Source organism: Saccharothrix sp. ST-888 (assembly GCF_000955975.1).
Classification (GTDB): Bacteria; Actinomycetota; Actinomycetes; order Streptomycetales; family Streptomycetaceae; genus Kitasatospora.
The window spans coordinates 49111-66325 of sequence record NZ_JYJF01000004.1; the positions used below are offsets into that span (position 1 = coordinate 49111).

15 protein-coding genes and 1 pseudogene are annotated in these 17215 nt (G+C 72.3%); 12 read left to right on the forward strand and 4 right to left on the reverse strand.

All coding sequences use genetic code 11. The annotated features are described in order from the left end of the window. Positions 1-28 precede the first annotated feature (28 nt). Both UK12_RS03580 and UK12_RS03585 read right to left on the reverse strand, forming a co-directional pair. A complete protein-coding gene (locus UK12_RS03580; RefSeq protein WP_052681466.1) occupies positions 29-2365 on the reverse strand; it encodes a SulP family inorganic anion transporter in 2337 nt (778 codons plus the stop codon). 365 nt (positions 2366-2730) lie between these two features. Beyond that, positions 2731-3729: an ATP-binding protein gene (locus UK12_RS03585; protein ID WP_045299363.1), complete on the reverse strand. Its 999-nt coding sequence runs from the start codon at positions 3727-3729 to the stop codon at positions 2731-2733. Between the two features lie 191 nt (positions 3730-3920). Here UK12_RS03585 and UK12_RS03590 point away from each other — a divergent pair, with 191 nt between their 5' ends. Next, complete coding sequence (locus UK12_RS03590) at positions 3921-4817, forward strand: Fic family protein (RefSeq protein WP_082119264.1); 897 nt, start codon at positions 3921-3923, stop codon at positions 4815-4817. A gap of 442 nt (positions 4818-5259) precedes the next feature. Here UK12_RS03590 and UK12_RS03595 read toward each other — a convergent pair whose 3' ends face one another. Continuing rightward, a complete protein-coding gene (locus tag UK12_RS03595; protein ID WP_082119273.1) occupies positions 5260-6153 on the reverse strand; it encodes an HAD family hydrolase in 894 nt (297 codons plus the stop codon). A gap of 677 nt (positions 6154-6830) precedes the next feature. Between UK12_RS03595 and ssd the strand changes: the two genes are divergently transcribed. From ssd to UK12_RS44915, 8 genes and pseudogenes are all read left to right on the forward strand, one after another. Further along, positions 6831-7946: a septum site-determining protein Ssd gene (ssd, locus tag UK12_RS03600; protein WP_045299367.1), complete on the forward strand. Its 1116-nt coding sequence runs from the start codon at positions 6831-6833 to the stop codon at positions 7944-7946. Positions 7947-8227: 281 nt separating this feature from the next. Beyond that, a complete protein-coding gene (locus tag UK12_RS03605; RefSeq protein WP_045299494.1) occupies positions 8228-9436 on the forward strand; it encodes a TadA family conjugal transfer-associated ATPase in 1209 nt (402 codons plus the stop codon). After that, entirely contained in the window at positions 9433-9594 is a 162-nt protein-coding gene (locus UK12_RS39340) for a hypothetical protein (RefSeq protein ID WP_156178514.1), read from the forward strand. Before UK12_RS03605 ends, UK12_RS39340 begins: the two co-directional genes overlap by 4 nt. Before the next feature lie 248 nt (positions 9595-9842). Next, the gene (locus tag UK12_RS03610) at positions 9843-10670 is read left to right on the forward strand and encodes a type II secretion system F family protein (RefSeq protein WP_231591024.1); all 828 of its coding nucleotides are present in this window, start codon (positions 9843-9845) and stop codon (positions 10668-10670) included. A 323-nt stretch (positions 10671-10993) separates the two neighbouring features. Beyond that, the gene (locus tag UK12_RS03615) at positions 10994-11605 is read left to right on the forward strand and encodes a type II secretion system F family protein (RefSeq protein WP_045299499.1); all 612 of its coding nucleotides are present in this window, start codon (positions 10994-10996) and stop codon (positions 11603-11605) included. Positions 11606-11670: 65 nt separating this feature from the next. After that, on the forward strand, positions 11671-11931 hold the full coding sequence (locus tag UK12_RS03620) for a DUF4244 domain-containing protein (protein WP_052681470.1): 261 nt from the start codon (positions 11671-11673) through the stop codon (positions 11929-11931). 118 nt (positions 11932-12049) lie between these two features. Then, the gene (locus tag UK12_RS03625; RefSeq protein ID WP_045299369.1) at positions 12050-12397 is read left to right on the forward strand and encodes a TadE family type IV pilus minor pilin; all 348 of its coding nucleotides are present in this window, start codon (positions 12050-12052) and stop codon (positions 12395-12397) included. Positions 12398-12522: 125 nt separating this feature from the next. Then, positions 12523-12960 (forward strand): annotated as a pseudogene (locus tag UK12_RS44915) (Rv3654c family TadE-like protein); the annotation flags it as partial. An 83-nt stretch (positions 12961-13043) separates the two neighbouring features. Here the strand turns inward: UK12_RS44915 and UK12_RS03630 are convergent. Continuing rightward, on the reverse strand, positions 13044-15389 hold the full coding sequence (locus UK12_RS03630) for a DEAD/DEAH box helicase (protein WP_082119274.1): 2346 nt from the start codon (positions 15387-15389) through the stop codon (positions 13044-13046). Between the two features lie 218 nt (positions 15390-15607). On the opposite strand from UK12_RS03630, the gene UK12_RS03635 reads away from it, so the two are divergent. From UK12_RS03635 to UK12_RS03645, 3 genes are all read left to right on the forward strand, one after another. Next, the gene (locus UK12_RS03635; RefSeq protein ID WP_045299370.1) at positions 15608-15949 is read left to right on the forward strand and encodes an STAS domain-containing protein; all 342 of its coding nucleotides are present in this window, start codon (positions 15608-15610) and stop codon (positions 15947-15949) included. Between the two features lie 88 nt (positions 15950-16037). Continuing rightward, entirely contained in the window at positions 16038-16511 is a 474-nt protein-coding gene (locus UK12_RS03640) for an ATP-binding protein (protein WP_231591025.1), read from the forward strand. A gap of 217 nt (positions 16512-16728) precedes the next feature. Beyond that, positions 16729-17097, forward strand: coding sequence for a cyclophilin-like fold protein (locus UK12_RS03645; protein ID WP_045299374.1), 369 nt, complete (start codon positions 16729-16731; stop codon positions 17095-17097). The last annotated feature ends 118 nt before the right edge of the window (positions 17098-17215 follow it).

Consider the following 17215-nt stretch of genomic DNA (forward strand, 5'->3'; position numbering starts at 1 on the left):
GGCCCGGCAGGCGCCGGAGCGCGCGACGTCAGGCTGCCACTGGCCGTTCGTCGTGCTCTTCCTCCGACACGGACACGAACCGGCCCCTCTCCCGGTCCAAGACGTACGCCTGGGCGGTGGCGAAGTCGAAGTACATGCCGACCAGCCGCAGGGTGCCCGCGTTGACCCGGCGCTCCACCGCCGGATTGGCGAGCAACTGGTCCAACTGCTGGACCACGTTGGTGATGCAGAGCTGTTCCGCGAGATCGATCACCGGTCGGCCGGCGAACTCGGCGGGCGCCCGCTTCAGCCGGGCCAGCGACCCGCGCCCGTTGCGCAGCCAGCGGGCCAGTGGTGTCGGTGGGCCGGGACGCTCGTGGACCCCGTCCAGCAGGGCCTTCATGGCACCGCAGCCGGAGTGCCCGCAGATGGTGATGGAGCGGACCTCCAGCACCTCGACGGCGTACTGCACCGCCGCCGCCACCGAGTCGTCGGCGGCTCCCGGTTCGTACGGCGCGGGGACCAGGTTCCCGATGTTCCGCACGGTGAACAGGTCACCCGGGCCGCTGTGGGTGATCATGCTGGTGACCAGGCGGGAGTCGGCGCAGGTCAGGAAGAGCTGCGAGGGGGTCTGGCCCTCGCGGGCCAGCCGGGCCAGCTCGTGGCGGACCAGGGGCGCGGTGTGCTGCTGGAAGCCGCGGACCCCGTCCAGCAGGCGGCCGTGCGGGTCCTCGTGGCTCTGCTCGATGCAGTGGTGGCCGCCCCAGGGCGTCCAGGCCCGGCAGCGGTGCGGACCCGGGGAGCTGCCGGCGCGGACGGTACCGTCCGGATCCAGCACCTCGTCGTCATGGCGCTCGGTCAGCACAGCGACCCGGCCGCCCCCGGCCTGGTGGCCGACCCGCCAGGTGTGCACCTGTTCGTACGCCGCATGGTCGAGGAACGATCCGTCGTGGGCCACGGTCACCCGGGCACCTGCGGGGATCAGGGCGAGCGCCCGGCTCAACCGGGGTACGGCGGCGAAGGTGAGCGGGCCGTGGGTGCGGACCAGGTACGAGCCGTCGGACTCTTCCGACACGTCGACATGGGCCCGGGTCAGCCGGTACAGGGCCAGCAGGGCGGCCACCGAGCCGCCCAGCAGCACGCCGAGCGGGACACCGAGCAGGACCACTCCGAGCACCGTGGTGAGGTAGACGGGGAACTCCCGGTGCCGGTGCACCCGCCGGATGTGCGCGAAGCTCACCATCTGGATGCCGACCACCAGGACCAGCGCGGCCAGTGCGGCCAGCGGGATCCGGCGCAGCCCGCCGACCAGGGTGAGAGCGGCCAGGGCCACCCAGAGCCCGTGCAGGGCGGCGGACCTTCGGGTGGCGGCGCCAGCCCGGATGTTGGCGGTGCTGCGGACGGCGCCGCCGGCCACCGGCAGCCCGCCGAGCAGCCCGCTCAGCAGGTTGGCGGCGCCCTGCCCGCGGAGCTCGCGGTTGAGGTCACCCGAGCTGTGGGTCATCCGGTCCACGGCGACGGCGGAGAGCAGCGACTCCACGCTTGCCACGGCCGTCACCGTCAGTACGGCGGTGAGCAGCACGGGCCAGTGCTGGACGAACACGGCGAGGCTGGGGGCCGATGCGAGGTCGTGCTCCGCCCAGGCGGGCAGTTCGACCCGGGCGAGGCTGAGCCCGAGGCCGATGGAGAGCCCGGTGCCGGCGGCGACGGCCACCAGGGCGGCGGGCACCCGGGCCAGCGCGCTGCCCACCCGGCCCGCCGTGCCGGGGAGCCGGCCGAGCCGGGGCCAGCCGCAGAGCACGGCCACGGCGACCGCGCCGACCGCGAGCGCGGGCAGGTGCGGGACGGAGAGCTGGCCGGGGAGCGCGAGCAGGTTGGCCAGCGCGGAGCTCTGCGGTGAGCCGCCGAGCACCACGTGCAGCTGGGCGATGGCGATGCTGAGGCCGACGCCGGCCAGCATCCCGTGTACGACCGCGGGCGAGACGGCCAGCGCGGCGCGCGCCACCTTCAGCGAGCCGAGCAGCAGCTGCAGCAGCCCGGCGACCACGGTGACGGCGCAGGTGACCTGCCAGCCGAACTGCGCGATCAGCCCGGCGACGATCACGGTGAGCGCCGCCGAGGGGCCGCTGACCTGGAGCGGCGTACCACCGAGGAGCCCGACCACCAGACCGCCGACGGCGGCGGCCACCAGCCCTGAGGTGAGCGGTGCGCCGGTGGCCAGGGCGATACCGAGCGAGAAGGGGACGGCGACCAGGAAGACCACCAGGGAGGCTGCGAGGTCGCGCAGGAGGAACGCGGGCCGCACCGGAGGGGCGGCTGCGGTGTCCGGTGGCGCGTGGTCGGTGGTGTCGGAGGCGATCGGTGCGCTGGAGATGTCGAGGGTCATGTCTTCCCGTCTTTCCGGGGAACGAACGCAGTCAGGTCCGGGGATGGGGCGCGGGGTCGGATCGGCTGTCGTGGGTCGCGGCGGTGTGGCGGGATGGCGTGGGCGCGGCGGGGGAGTGTCGCAGGCAGCCCATGGACCATCAAGAATCGGTAAATTGAGAGTAATGAAATCTTTGCATGGAGTGAAATCGGGGAGAAGGAAATGGCTCGGGATTCATCCCTACGGGTGGTAGCCCTGCTGCCCGGGAATACCTCCTGAGCAGCGCGAAGGCCGACACCCGGTCAGTAGGTGTCGGCCTTCGCGCGGACCTCGGGCGGCTCTGCTCCCGGTCTGGTTCCTGGCCATGCTCCTGGGGTCGGCGGCTGTCAGGCGTGGGCGGTGTCCAGCCGGTCCGCGGTGTGCTCGGCGCCGAGCACGAACTCCTCGTCGACCTGCGCCGCGAGGTCGATGCCGACCTTGGCGTTGCCCCAGCTCTCCGCATTGCGGAGGTGGAAGTGGACGGCCTGCCTGGTGTAGCGGTGCGGGTCGCGGAGCCCGAAGGTCGCGTCCGCCTCCGCCTTGAGCCGGGCGAGTACCGCGCGGTTGGCGGGCTCCAGCGTCCTCAGCTCCGGCTCGGCGCCCTGCTCCAGGCGCCGCACCCAGGCGGACTGGCCGAAGACGGCGAGCAGGTCCTCGCCCACCTCGCGCCGGAGGAAGGTCAGGTCGTCGGAGCTCTGCACCTTGTTGCCGACGACCCGCAGGGCGACGCCGAAGTCCCGCGCGTAGTCCTTGTACTGGCGGTACACCGAGACGCCCTTGCGGGTCGGTTCGGCCACCAGGAAGGTCAGGTCGAAGCGGGTGAACAGGCCGGAGGCGAAGGAGTCCGAGCCCGCCGTCATATCGGTGACGACGTACTCGTCGGGGCCGTCGACCAGGTGGTTCAGCAGCAGCTCGACGGCGCCGACCTTGGAGTGGTAGCAGGCGACGCCCAAGTCCTCCTCGGCGAAGGCCCCGGTCGCCAGCAGGCGTACGGAGCCCTCGCCGAGCGCGATCGGCCGGGCGCAGCCCGCGTACACCGGGTTCTCCTCGACGATCCGCAGCAGGCGTGAACCCCGGCCGGGCGGCGTGGTTTTGATCATCTCCTCGGCGGAGCCGATCAGTGGGTTGCTGCCGCGCAGGTACTCCTTGATCTGCGGCAGGTGTTCGCCGAGAGCGGGCAGCTTCGCGGTCTGATCATCGGTCAGCCCGAGTGTGGTGCCGAGGTGTTGGTTGATGTCGGCGTCGACGGCGATGACCGGGCGCCCGGCAGCGGCCAGATACCGGATGAACAGCGCCGACAGCGTGGTCTTGCCGCTGCCGCCCTTGCCGACGAAGGCGATCTTCATCTGAGACCCCGACTCTCACTTCGGCAGGCTGTGCGCTACCGAAGGTTGTTGGAAACCGTTATCGTCACCGATAGTGGCCATGCTAACCGTGGTCTGGGGTCGCACAGGGGCGGGAATCGAGGATTGCCTCAAACGGGTGATGCCGGGGTTGCTGTGTCGGCACGTACGGGTGGTTCATTACTCTCAGGTAGGTGACCACTGGAACTGATCCCCTCGCCCCGCTGGCAGAGCTCCCCGGGGTGCCCGAGGCCGTTGCCGAGGTGCGCAAGGCCGTGGACCGGCTGTACGGACACCGCGTGATGCGCCGCCGCTCGCCCGAGGTGACCTCGGAGGCCGCCCTGCGCGGAGCGCGTGCCTCCGCCTCCCTGGACGGCGCGGACTGGCCGCTGGAGGAGGTGCGCCGCCGCAGCGACTTCGGGGCCGATCCCGAGGCGCGCACGGTCGGCGGCGCGCTGCGGATCTCCGCCGAGGCCGGGCAGCTGCTGAGCGTCTGGCGGCACTCGCCGCTCCAGGTCCTGGCCCGGCTGCACCTGCTGGCGGTCGGGGACGCGGACCCCGCTGCCGGGCGGCCCCGACGTGCGGGGGAGGTCGCCGGGGAGCTCTTCCCGCTGGAGCTGGCGGCCGCGGAGGGCATGGGCGCGGACCACGAGCCGCAGGCGTCCGGTGCGGCAGCGCTCCCCGCCGCACCGCCGGCCGAGGAGGTTGCGGCGCGCCTCGACCAGCTCTCCCAGCTGCTGGTGGCCCGCGCCGAGGGCGCGGCGAGCGGTACTCCCGCGCTGGTGGTGGCCGCGGTGGTCCACGGGGAGTTGCTCGCGCTGCGGCCGTTCGCCTCGCACAACGGTGTGATCGCCCGTGCCGCGCAGCGCATCGTGCTGATCGCCGAGGGGCTCGATCCGAAGGCGATCTGCCCGTCGGAGGTCGGTTTCGCCGAGTTGGGTACGGCGGCGTACCGAACTGCCCTGCAGGGCTACCTCAGTGGGACGGCCGAGGGCATGGCCGCCTGGATCGCGCACTGCGGTCGGGCGCTCCGCCTGGGTGTCCGGGAGAGCACGGCGGTCTGTGAGGCGATGCAGCGCGGCATGGTCTGAGCGCGCCACGGGGCCGCCCGGGCATGGCCGGGCGGCGAAACGTTTCGCACATGGTTGCGGCGGCACCTGATCCTGCTGGGTGCCGCCGCTGGTACAGGTACCGGGTTACCAAGCATGCACCGTAAGTGCCCATCAGGCGGGGATCCTGCCCGTTCACCTGGTGCGGCGGCCCGACAGCGGGTCGGCTGCATGTGGGTGCTCAGTTATCTGTACGCGGTCCGTGTGGCCTGAACTGCGTTGTCGGAATGACCCCTATGGGTCCTGACCGGGTCTCGCGGGCCGTAACTCATTTCTATCGCGGTTTGGCGAAAAGCGGAACCCGAAACGAGAAGTCTTTACTTTTTGTCCGAATCGTCCTGATCCGTTGGCTTTCAGGTCGGGCCCGCAGTCGCCTGTGAGCGCCGGGCCCGACCCGCGTTCCGCCGGGGCCTGTCCGGGTGGATCAGGCGGTCGGACGGCGTCGCTTGGCCGCCGCGTACCAGATCGCCCCGGCCGTCAGCAGTGCGGTGCCGACCGCGACGGCCGTCACCACGGAACGGCTGGGCGCACTGAAGTCCGGGAGCCGGCGCCGGAGTTCGACCGGGCGGTCGAAGACCAGGATCGGCCAGTCGCGGGCCAGGGCCTCCTTGCGCAGGGCGCGGTCCGGGTTCACTGCCGACGGGTGGCCGACCGCCTCCAGCAGCGGCAGATCGGTCGAGGAGTCGCTGTACGCGTAGCAGTTGGTGAGGTCGTAGCCCTCGCTCGCGGCCAACTCACGGATCGCCGCAGCCTTGTTCTCCGCGTAGGCGTAGTACTCGATCTCGCCGGTGTACCGGCCGTCCTCGATCTTCAGCCGGGTGGCGATCACATGGTCCGCGCCGAGCAGCGCCCCGATCGGCTCGACCACCTCGGAGCCCGAGCTGCTGACGATCACGACATCGCGGCCGGCCGCGTGGTGCTGCTCGATGAGCGAGGCGGCCTCGTCGTAGATGATCGGGTCGATCAGGCCGTGCAGGGTCTCGGCCACGATCTCGCGGACCTGCTGGACGTTCCAGCCCCGGGTCAGTGCAGAGAGGTACTCGCGCATCTTCTCCATCTGGTCGTGGTCCGCACCGCCGACCAGGAAGACGAACTGGGCATAGGCGCTCTTCAGTACGGCCCGACGGTTGATCAGCCCGCCCTGGTAGAAGGGGCGGCTGAACGCCAGGGCGCTCGACTTGGCGATGATCGTCTTGTCGAGGTCGAAGAAAGCGGCGGTTCGTACCGCGCCATACTGGCGACGGGGGGCGGCTGCGGGTGCCGGTTCGGCGGCCTCCGGTGCGGAACGGTGCGCGGAGTTCCCGTCGTGCCCGGCGATGTCGGCGTTCTCGGTGGTGTCCACGGGATCCGAGGATAGAGGGCCCGGCAAAACACCCCGCCATTCGGCGTACTCGCGGGCGTGCGGGTTTGTGTTTCTGGCCGCTCGGGTACACCATGGAAGTCACGGATCGTTCGCGACCGTGCTAACCCGGTCCGGCTCCTCCCCCCCGAGTCGGGCTGTGGATAGACGACCCCCGCTCTCCCCCCCGGCGGGGGTCGTCGCACGTCCAGGGCCATTTTCCGGGGTTCCTGGGGGTGTCGGGGGAGCCTCGCCGAAGGTTTTCGCGGCGAGTGGGGGTGATCGTCCCGGTCGGTTGGCCCACCCCGATTCGTCACTCTCCGTATCCATTGGACCTTGGTCCGTGAGGCGCGGCTCCGCTCCCTCGCAGTGGCTTCCGGATGAGATGCGACCACTGGGTTCCCGTGCTTCTCGACAGCCCCGATGGCGTCAATTCTTCGGTCATTACTCCACCGTACGGGTGAACACGGTTATCCACAGCCCCGACTTATCCACAGGTAATCGGAAGGGGGATGACGGATTCGGTCGCGCCCGTCACCTTGGTGCCCGGGCAGCTGCCGCTTCGCAGTCGGGGAGGCCGCTGACAACCCACCGGCAGGAGCCGGGGCCGAACACGGGCCCGGCGTCCGGACAGCACCCCACCGGGGGAGACAGCCATGTCAACACCCACCACAGACCGCCATCCGGCCGATCGGCCGGCCTCCTCGGGTCCGCTCATCGTCACCGAGGACGAGACCCTCGTCGAACATCTGCTCAGGCTCTGCGCCGCCGCAGGTACCGACCCGCACCTGCTGGGCGGCGCGCCACCCTCCCGGGACCTCTGGGAGAGCGCGCCGCTGGTGCTGGTCGGCGACGACCAGGCGGAGCGCTGCGCAGGTCTGGGGCGCCGGGCCGGCGTCCTGCTGCTCGGCCTCGACCTGGACGACTGCGAGGTCTGGGTCCGAGCCGTCCAACTCGGTGCCGAGCACGTCCTGTTCCTGCCCGATGCGCAGGCCTGGCTGCTGGACCGGATCGCCGATGCGGCCGAGGGCGTCGGCCCGCCCGCCCTGACGGTCGCCGTGCTCGGCGGCCGTGGCGGGGCCGGCGCCTCGACGCTGGCCTGCGCCCTCGCGATCACCGCAGCCCGGGCGGGTCACCGCACCATGCTCATCGACGCCGACCCGCTGGGCGGCGGGCTCGACGTCCTGCTCGGCGGCGAGGGCACGGGCGGCCTGCGCTGGCCCGACCTGGCCGGATCACGAGGACGGGTCAACGGCGCCGAACTGGCCAAGGCCCTCCCCGAGTTGCACCATCTGACGGCCCTCTCCTGGGATCGTGGCGACACACTCACCGTGCCGCCCGAGGCGATGCGCAGCGTGCTGGCCGCAGCCCGCCGCCGAGGCGGGCTGGTCGTCCTCGACCTGCCGAGACACCTCGATTCGGCCGCCGGGCAGGCACTCGAACAGGCCGACACCGGGCTGCTGGTGGTCCCGGCGGAGCTGCGCGCCATGGCGGCGGCCGACCGGGTGTCCTCGGCCGCCAGGATGCGCCTCTCCGACCTGCGGGCGGTCGTCCGAGTGCCGGGGCCGGCCGGGCTGGCGGGCCCGGAGATCGCCCGGGGCCTGGGGCTGCGGCTGGCCGGCGAGCTGCCGCAGGAGCCGGGGCTCGGTATCGACGTCGAACGAGGAGCGCCGCCCGGCATCCGCGCGAAGGGGCCGTTGGCGCGCTTCTGCAGCAGTTTTCTGGACGAGGCCATGCCGCCGGTCGCGGCGGACGGAGGGGGAGGGCTGTGACGGGCCGTTTGCGGGGGCCGAACAGGCCGGGGGAGTACGACAGGAGCACAACCGGGCCGCACCGGCGGTCCCTCGGGGCCGGCGCGCGCCTCGGCGCCCGACGGCACGGGCCGGACCAGGCCGGTACCGGTCGGACGCCGACGGGCACGGACGATCGGGGCACGGGCGATCGGAGCACGGTGGTGGAGCGGGGCGAGCTCCTGGTGTCCGGCGGCCCGCAGCCGGTCGGTCAGGGAGGGCCTGGTCGGGCGGAGGGCGATGGCTCCGGGCAGGCGGCCTCGGTGGCTGCCCGCGGGCGGCCCGACCCGCGGGCGACCGCCCTGCTCGATGCGGTACGGCTGCGCCTGGCCGAGGCCGGCGCGCAGCCCACCGCCAGGTCGGTGGCGGCGGCGGTGCGGGCCACCAGGCCACCGCTGGGCGGCGACGACGTCCTCGACGCCGTGCGGGTGCTCCGCTCCGAGCTGGTCGGAGCGGGGCCGCTCGACCAGCTGCTCGGCGAGCCGGACGTGACCGACGTCCTGGTGAACGGACCTGACGAGGTGTGGGTCGACCGAGGAGTCGGGCTGCAACGGGTGCCCGGCATCCGGTTCCCGGACGCTGCCGCCGTACGCCATCTCGCGCACCGGCTGGCGACCGCGGCCGGGCGGCGGCTCGACGACGCCAGGCCGTGGGTCGACGCCAGGTTGCCGAACGGGACTCGCCTGCACGCCGTGCTCCCGCCGATCGCCGCCAACTGCACCCACATCTCGCTCCGGATCTCCCGCTCCCGCCCGTTCACCCTGGCGGAGCTGGTCGCGGGCGGCTCGCTGCCCCCGGCCGGAGCCGACCTGCTCTCGGCGGTGCTGGACGCCAGGCTCTCGCTGCTGATCAGCGGGGGCACCGGCACCGGCAAGACCACCCTGCTGGCAGCACTGCTGGGGCTGGTCGGGCCGGGTGAGCGGATCGTTCTGGCCGAGGACTCGGCCGAGCTCCGACCGGCCCACCCCCATGTGGTGCGACTCCAGGGCAGGCCGCCGAACCAGGAGGGCCTCGGCGAGCTGACCCTGCGGGACTTGGTCCGACAGGCGCTGCGGATGCGCCCGGATCGTCTGGTGGTCGGGGAGGTCCGGGGGCCCGAGGTGGTCGACCTGCTGTCGGCGCTCAACACGGGCCACGAGGGCGGGAGCGGGACGGTCCACGCGAACACCGCAGCCGACGTTCCGGCCAGGCTGGAGGCGCTCGGTTCGCTCGCCGGACTGGACCGGCTCTCCCTGCACAGCCAACTGCGGGCGGCTCTCGACGTCATCGTCCACCTTGTCCGCGATCCGGGCACAGGGCTGCGCAGGGTCGCCGAGATCCACATGCTCACGAGCGACGAGCGCGGGCTCGCGATGACCACCCCGGCAGTCACCTTCGCGGCCGACGGCAGCTGTGGGCCCGGCCCCGGCTGGGAGCGGCTGCGACAGCGCTGTGCGGCCCGAGGGGTGGAACTGCCGAGGAGCATCCGATGAACGTGCGCCAGATCGAGGCCCTCTGGGCGCTGCTGTTGTGCGGCGCCGCACTCGGCGCCTGGTGGTTGCTGCAGTCGGCGAGACAGGGGCTGCCGAAACAGGGGCTGCCGAAACAGGGGCTGCCGAAACAGGGGTTGCCGGGGCAGGGGTTGCGATGACCGAGGAACAGGCGCTCTGGGCAGCCGGACTGGTCGGCGCGGCAGCCGGGCTCCGGTGGGCTCTCCACAGGAGGGCGCGGGCAGTCGAGCGGGCACGGGGGCTCTTCGGTGCCGCCGTGGGAGAGGGCCGAGGCGGCCTGCCGGACCGTCTCCGGGCCTTGGCGCAGTCAGGTCGGCTGCGTCGGTTGGTGCCGGAACTTCTGCTCCTTCCGGTCGGGTTGGCGCTCGGGCAGGCGACAGGGTCCCCGGTGCCACTGGTGGTGGCGGCCATCGGTGTGATGCCGCTGCGACGATGGCGGCACCGCCGGCGCAGCGCGAGAGCGGCGCGCAGGCGGGCGGCGGCGGTGATCGAGCTCTGCGTCGGCCTCGTGGCGGAGCTGCGCGCGGGGGCGACGGCGGATCAGGCCCTGGGCACGGTGACCGCGCGAACGGGGTCCCTGTGGGCCGGTCTGGGTGCCGAGGCCACCGCCCGGTTGGCCGCCGGGCGGTACGGCGCCGACATCCCGGCTGCGCTGAGATCCGTGGCGGAGCTTCCCGGCGGGCAGGGTGCGGCTGCCGTCGCGGCGTGCTGGGAGGTGACTGCGGAGAGCGGTACCGGACTGGCCGCAGGATTGGACCAACTCGCCGACGCGCTGAGGGCCGAGCGGGCACTGGCCGAGGAGATCGCCGGGGAGTTGGCCGGGCCGCGGACCACCGTTGCCGTACTCGCCGCCCTGCCGCTGGTCGGCCTGCTGCTGGGCGCCGCACTCGGGGCGAAGCCCGTGCAGGTGCTGCTGCACACACCCGTCGGCCTGGGCTGCCTGGCAGTGGGGGCGCTGCTGGAGGCGGCAGGGCTGGCGTGGACGGCGCGGATCGTGCGTGCGGCGGAGGCAGCCGAAGGCTTGCCGGGCCGAGGGGGACCGGCAAGCGGGGCGGAGTCGTCCGGACGGGTCCTGGTGGCGAGGGCGGCTGCCGATCGGGGCGGCTTGGCGAGGCTGGGCGCAGGGGGCCGACGGGGAGCAACAGGCATGCCAGGGCGAGCGGTTGAGTGCGGGATCTCCAGGGTGCGCAGCGGCAGGACGGGGGTGGCGTGGTGAGCAGCGGAGTTCCGTTGCTGTCGTTCGCCCTGCCCGTAGCGGTGGTGGCGGCTGCCGGGGAGGCAGTGGTGGTAGGTCGGCGGCGGGCTGTTCGGCGCCGGCTCGGCCGGTGGAGCGGTTCTTGGGCCGACCAGCGGGCCGACCAGTGGGGTGGTCGACGGGGTGGCCGACGGGTCGGTCGGTGGGGCGCCCGCACTCCCGGGTGGGATGGCCGGCAGGGACGGCCGTCCGGCCGAAGCCGCAGCCTACGGTCCGTGCACGGCACCCACGGGGACGGCCACCGCCTGCGGTCGCGAGCTTGGCGAGACCGGGTGACCGATCTGATGGGCGCCGAGTGGACGGTGCCGATCGTGACCGGGGTAGGTGCGGCAGCCGTCATCGGCGGTCCGGTCGGGCTGGTGGCCGGAGTCCTGCTCGCACTTGCCGCAAAGCGCTGGCTTCCTCGCGTGCGTTCTCCGGCCGCGCGGCAGGCTGCACTGGAGCAGGACCGGTTGACCCGGCAACTGCCACTGACAGCCGAGCTGCTGGCCGCCTGTCTCGGTTCCTGCTCCTCTCCGGCGCAGGCCGCCACAGCCGTCGCGATGAGCGTGAGTCCGCCGATGAGTGACCGGTTGGCAAGTGTGGCAGCGGAGTTGTCGCTCGGGGCGCCGCCGGAGGTCTGCTGGGAGAGGCTCGGCGCGGACTGTCCGACGCTCGCTCCGCTGGCGCGCTGCCTGGTGCGGACGAGTGTCAGCGGCTCGCCGCCTGCCGCACCTCTCATCGGACTGGCCCAGACCGAGCGGGCGGCGGTCAGCCGGGCTGCCCATGCCCGCGTTCGCCGCGCAGGGGTGCTCGCCACCGCTCCGCTCGGCGTCTGTTTCCTCCCCGCCTTCGTCCTGATCGGGGTGGTGCCCGTGGTGGTCGGGCTGACGTCGCTCTTCAGCAAACGAATCTGACGACGCATCAAATCCATGCAGTGCCGTGAAGCCGAACCCTTGGACCGAGTCGAAGGAGATCCGCCATGACCGTTCCCGTCGTGATTGCAGCCGACCGAGGCCCCGCCTGCCCCGCCCTGCCCCTCCGGAAGGTCGGAAAGTGGCTCTCCGCGCGGCTGAGAAGGCTGCGGGGAGCGCAGAGCGATGCGGGGATGACGACGGCCGAGTACGCCGTCGGCACCGTGGCCGCGTGCGCCATCGCTGCGGCCCTCTACAAGGTGGTGACCAGCAGTACGGTCACCGACGCGTTCAACGAGTTGCTCACTCGGGCACTCCATGTCGTCTGATCCGCCCCGATCTCCCCGGTTGTCCAGGCGGTGCAGCCCGGAGCGGCCAAGGTGCCGGCGTTCCAAGCCGTGCGCCTCGCGGCAGCGCACGGGGAGGAGAATCAGGGACGGCGGTTTTGTGACGGCCGAGACGGCGGTCGCGCTGCCGGCCCTGGTCCTCCTCGCAGCGATGCTGATGTGGGGAGTCGTGGCGGCCGCTGCCCAGATCCGCTGTGTGGACGCCGCGCGGATCGGGGCGAGGGCGGCTGCCCGGGGCGACGCGAACGCCGCTGCGCTGGCACGGGCGGCGGCACCCACCGGGGCGGTTGTCCAGATCTCCCGGGACGGCGAGACGGTGCGGGTGGCGGTAGACGCACCCTGCCCGGGGCCGGGCCGCCTCGCCTCGGCCTTGACGGCCCGCCTGAGCGCCTCGGCGGTGGCGGCCCGCGAGGACGTCATCGGTGTGACGGAAGGCGGTGAGCGGTGACGATCCGGGCCCCGGAGTCTCATGCTCCTCGCGCTCCTTGCAACTCCGACGAGACCGGCCTCAACGAGACCGGCCTCAACGAGACCGGCATCGATGCGACCTGCTGCGACGGGGGCGGGTTGCCCGTGACCGCGACCGGGGCGACCGCGGCCCGATCGGTCGGGACCGGGGCCGTCGAGATCCCGTCGGCCCGACTCGCTGCACCGCGACTCGCCGCACCGCGACGGGCTGCGTCCGATGAGGGCTCGGCCACCGTGTGGCTGGTCGCGCTGGCGATGCTCGGCTGCGTGGTGTTCGCGGCGAGCCTGGCCGTCGGATCGGTTGTGGCCGCGCGGCACCGGGCGGAGTCCGCCGCTGATCTCGCCGCACTCGCCGCTGCCGACCGACTGCTGCTGGACTCGGACGGCGGCTGCGGTTGGGCTGCCCGGATCGCGGACGCCCACCGGGCAGCGCTGGTCTCCTGCTCGGTGGATCCGGGCGGGGACGCCGTGGCGGTGACGGTCGAGGTCGAAGTCCCCCGAGGAGCGGTGCCGTTCCCGATCGGTCCGGCCCAGGGGCGTGCCAGGGCAGGACCGGTCTGGTCCTGGGGAGCCGACGCTCCGGAGCCCGCAGCAGGCCCGGCCCGGGATCACCCGGCCGAGACCGGTCAGGCCCCGCCCCTGGCCGGGGCAAGCAGCCCCGGAGCTCCGGCCAACAGGATGTCCAGCAGTCGTACGGCTGCCGCCTTGTCGAGCGGCTCGTTGCCGTTCCCGCACTTGGGGGACTGTACGCAGGACGGACAGCCGCGCTCGCACTCGCACGCCGCGATCGCGTCCCGGGTCGCCGTGAGCCACTGCTCCGCCCGGTGGAAACCGCGTTCGGCGAAGCCGGCGCCACCGGAGTGCCCGTCGTACACGAAGACCGTCGGCAGTTGGGTGTCGGGGTGGAGCGGTACGGAGACACCGCCGATGTCCCAGCGGTCGCAGGTGGCGAAGAGCGGGAGCAGGCCGATGGAGGCGTGCTCCGCCGCGTGCGCGGCACCCGGGAGCTGGTCGAACGGGATCTCGGCGTCGAGCAGTTGGTCCTCCGTGACGGTCCACCAGACGGCCCGGGTGCGCAGTGTCCTCGGTGGCAGGTCGAGCTTGCTCTCGCCGAGGATCTCACCGGTGGCGATGCGCTTGCGCAGGTATCCCACCACCTGGTTGACCACCTCGACCGAGCCGAAGCAGAGCCGTGCCTCGCCCCACTCCACGCTGGTGTCGGTGCCGAGGATGGAGATGGAGGTGATGTCCCGGGCAGCCGTCGTGTAGGGCGGGTCGGCCCGTTCGACCACGGCGACGGAGGTTTCGAGGTCGAGATCCTGCACCAGGTACGTACGGCCCTGGTGCAGGTGGACCGCGCCGGTGTGCACGGTGGTGTGGGCCGCTGCCGCGTCCACGGTGCCGAGCAGCCGTCCGGTGGAGCCTTCGACGATCTGCACCGGGCTGCCGCCGCTGCCCCGCAGGTCCACGGCGTCCGCAGCGCGCTCACGCCGGGTCCAGTACCAGGCGTTGTCACCGCGCCGCCGCAGCAGCCCGCGCTGCTCCAGCACCGGGAGCAGCTGCGCGGTGGAGGGGCCGAACAGGGCCAGGTCGCTTTCGCCGAGTGGGAGTTCGGCGGCGGCCGCGCAGAGGTGGGGCGCGAGGATGTGGGGGTTGTCGGGGTCGAGCACGGTGGCTTCGACGGGGGTGGCGAACAGCGCCTCCGGGTGGTGCACGAGGTAGGTGTCCAGGGGGTCGTCCCGGGCGATCAGCATGGCGAGCGCGCCCTGGCCCTCTCGTCCCGCTCGTCCGGCCTGCTGCCAGAGCGAGGCTCTGGTCCCCGGGTAGCCGGCCATCAGAACGGCGTCCAGGCCCGAGACGTCCACGCCGAGCTCGAGAGCGGAGGTCGAGGCGAGGCCGAGGAGCCGTCCGGAGTACAGGTCGCGCTCCAGGGCACGGCGTTCCTCCGCGAGGTAGCCGCCCCGGTACGCGGCGACGCGGGCGGCGAGTGGTGAGCCGAGCTGGTCCTGCGCCTGCAGGGCGACGAGTTCGGCGGCACGGCGTGAGCGGACGAAGACCACCGTCCGCGTTCCGGCCCCGACCAGGTCGGTGAGCAGGTAGCCGGCTTCGGCGGTGGCGGTGCGGCGTACGGGTGCGCCGTGCTCGCCGACGTTCTCGGTGAGCGGAGGTTCCCAGAGGGCGAAGACCAGCGGGCCGCGTGGTGAGGCGTCTTCCGTCACCGCGACGGCCGGGAGGCCGGTGAGCCGTTCAGCAGTGGCCGCCGGGTCGGCGGTGGTGGCTGACGCGAGCAGGAAGACCGGCTCGGAGCCGTACCGGGCGCAGAGCCGGCGCAGCCGACGCAGCACCTGGGCGACGTGCGAGCCGAAGACGCCGCGGTAGCTGTGGCACTCGTCGATCACGACGTACTTCAGCGTCTTGAGGAAGGAGGACCAGCGCGCGTGACCGGGGAGGATGCCGCGATGCAGCATGTCCGGGTTGGTGAGCACGTACGAGGCGTACTGGCGGACCCACTCGCGTTCCTCGGGCGGCGTGTCGCCGTCGTAGAGGGCCGGGCGGACCCGGTCCGGGACGAGTTCGGCGGCGCGTCGGCGCTGGTCGGCGGCCAGCGCCTTGGTCGGGGCCAGGTAGAGCGCGGTCGCGCCGCGCCCGTTCGGGGCCTCGGTGCCGTCCAGCAGGTCGCTGAGCAGCGGTGCCAGGTAGCCGAGCGACTTGCCCGAGGCAGTTCCTGTGGCAATAACCATGGTTTGGCCGTTTTTGGCCAGATTCATTGCCTCGGCCTGGTGGGCCCAGGGCAGGTCGACCCCCAGGGCCTGCGCGGACGCCACGATCTCCGGTCGAATGCCGTCCGGCCACGGCGAGAAGCGTGCCTGACGGGCCGGTAGATGCTCCGTATGGGTGAGGCGGTCTGAGCGGGACCGACCCTTGGCCAGGGCGGCCAACAGGGCCTCGGGCGGGCGATGGTGGGGCGGCATGAGGACCCAGTGTGTCACTGGCGTGACGGAGAATCGCTCCAAGCCATCGTGCGGGCATGGCTGCAAGTGGTTGAATGAAGCCGTGACGGCCGCATGGCCGAGGGCCGCAACGCCGGGGTGCGATTTGCCGTGGCAGCGCGCCCGGCCTGCGACCAAAGCGACGGCGGCCGACCGGCCGAGGTCGCAATGACGTAGCAAGGCAAGGTGCTGGAGGTTCCGTGGACCTGTCCCTGTCGACCCACACGATCGGCGACCGCACGGTTGTCGAGGTCGGTGGCGAGATCGATGTGTACACCGCCCCCAAGCTGCGCGAGCAGCTGGTCGAGCTCGTCAACGACGGTAACTACCACCTGATCGTCGACATGGAGGGCGTGGACTTCCTCGATTCGACCGGTCTGGGTGTCCTCGTCGGTGGCCTGAAGCGGGTCAGGGCGCACGAGGGTTCGCTGCGTCTGGTGTGCAACCAGGAGCGCATTCTCAAGATCTTCCGGATCACCGGCCTTACCAAGGTCTTCCCGATCCACAACTCGGTCGAAGAAGCGGTCTCGGCGACCGACTGATCCACTTTCAACACGCCGGCGTGAGCAGACCGACGGGGCCACCGTGCCTCGTCGGCCTGCGGAGCGCCGGAACGGACCCGGCGTCGCCATGACCGGCGGCGTGCGTGGTGAGGTGTTGGGAAGTAACCCCGGAGGGGGAGAGATGGCAACCGTCGAACTTCGATTCAGTGCGCTTCCCGAGCACGTGCGTACGGCCCGGCTGGTGGCTGCGGCGGTGGCGAGACGCGTAGGCGTCGACGAGTCGGTGCTCGACGAGGTGCGGCTCGCAGTGGGCGAGGCCTGCTCGCGTGCGGTCGGGCTGCACCGTCGCGGGGGTATCGACGGTGCGGTGCGGGTCGCTCTGATCGACCAGGAGAAGCGTTTCTTCATCGAGGTGGAGGACGAGGCCGGTCCGGCCGGTGTGCCCTCCGCCGATCGGGGTGAGGACTCCGATGCGGAGGAGGACGCGCTCGGCCTCGCGGTGATCACCGGGCTGGTCGAGGACGTCGAGGTGACCAATGGCGCCGAAGGCGGTCTGATCCGCATGAGCTGGCCGGTGTCCGACCCGTCCGTGGACGACTGAGCCCCGCCGCCCCGAATCCGAGCCGAGCCGAGCCGAGTCCATCCGAGCCGGACTGAGTCGGGTCGAGCCGGACCGACTCGCTGCTGCGGCCCGCCGACGTGCTCTGCGCCGGTGGTCCGCGGCTTTCGGCCGCCCGGGCGATGATTGACAAATTGTTGAAGTTGGCTGTTCCCTGCTCTCGGGCGCGATCGGTACGGTTCGAGACAAGGGACACCCCATGCGGATACGCATTCTGTGGCCGGCCGGGCAAGCGGTGGCAACGCTGTGGTCGACGCCCACCTCGGCGGCGCTCTGGGAGGCGCTGCCGATCGCTGCCTCGGCCAGTACGTGGGGCGAGGAGGTCTATTTCGGGACACCCGTCAGCGTGCCCAGGGAGGACGACGCGCGGCAGGTCGTGGAGCCCGGCACGGTCGCCTTCTGGACGGACGGCGACAGCCTGGCACTGCCGTACGGGCCCACGCCGATCTCGTACGGGAACGAATACCGACCGGCCAGCGCCTGCAACGTCCTCGGTGAGCTGGACGGCGACCCGCAGGTGCTGCGCACCGTCCGCAACGGAGATCCGATCCGGGTCGAGCGGGCCTGACCGGAGACACCTCTGCGGCCCGGTCCCCGCTCCGAACCCGAACCTCCTTCGGCCGGTGGTGGGCCGAGGCCGTGCGGGGAGGGCCGGGCCGCAGGGGAACCGGGCGCCTGCGGGCCCG

Excerpts from the sequence above, each read along its gene's own strand:
- UK12_RS03580 (WP_052681466.1), bottom strand. The coding sequence starts at position 2,365 with ATGACCCTCGACATCTCCAGCGCACCGATCGCCTCCGACACCACCGAC.
- UK12_RS03640 (WP_231591025.1), top strand. The coding sequence starts at position 16,038 with ATGACCGGCGGCGTGCGTGGTGAGGTGTTGGGAAGTAACCCCGGAGGG.
- UK12_RS39340 (WP_156178514.1), top strand. The coding sequence starts at position 9,433 with ATGAACGTGCGCCAGATCGAGGCCCTCTGGGCGCTGCTGTTGTGCGGC.
- UK12_RS03585 (WP_045299363.1), bottom strand. The coding sequence starts at position 3,729 with ATGAAGATCGCCTTCGTCGGCAAGGGCGGCAGCGGCAAGACCACGCTG.
- UK12_RS03645 (WP_045299374.1), top strand. The coding sequence starts at position 16,729 with ATGCGGATACGCATTCTGTGGCCGGCCGGGCAAGCGGTGGCAACGCTG.
- UK12_RS03615 (WP_045299499.1), top strand. The coding sequence starts at position 10,994 with ATGGGCGCCGAGTGGACGGTGCCGATCGTGACCGGGGTAGGTGCGGCA.
- UK12_RS03630 (WP_082119274.1), bottom strand. The coding sequence starts at position 15,389 with ATGCCGCCCCACCATCGCCCGCCCGAGGCCCTGTTGGCCGCCCTGGCC.
- ssd (WP_045299367.1), top strand. The coding sequence starts at position 6,831 with ATGTCAACACCCACCACAGACCGCCATCCGGCCGATCGGCCGGCCTCC.
- UK12_RS03620 (WP_052681470.1), top strand. The coding sequence starts at position 11,671 with ATGACCGTTCCCGTCGTGATTGCAGCCGACCGAGGCCCCGCCTGCCCC.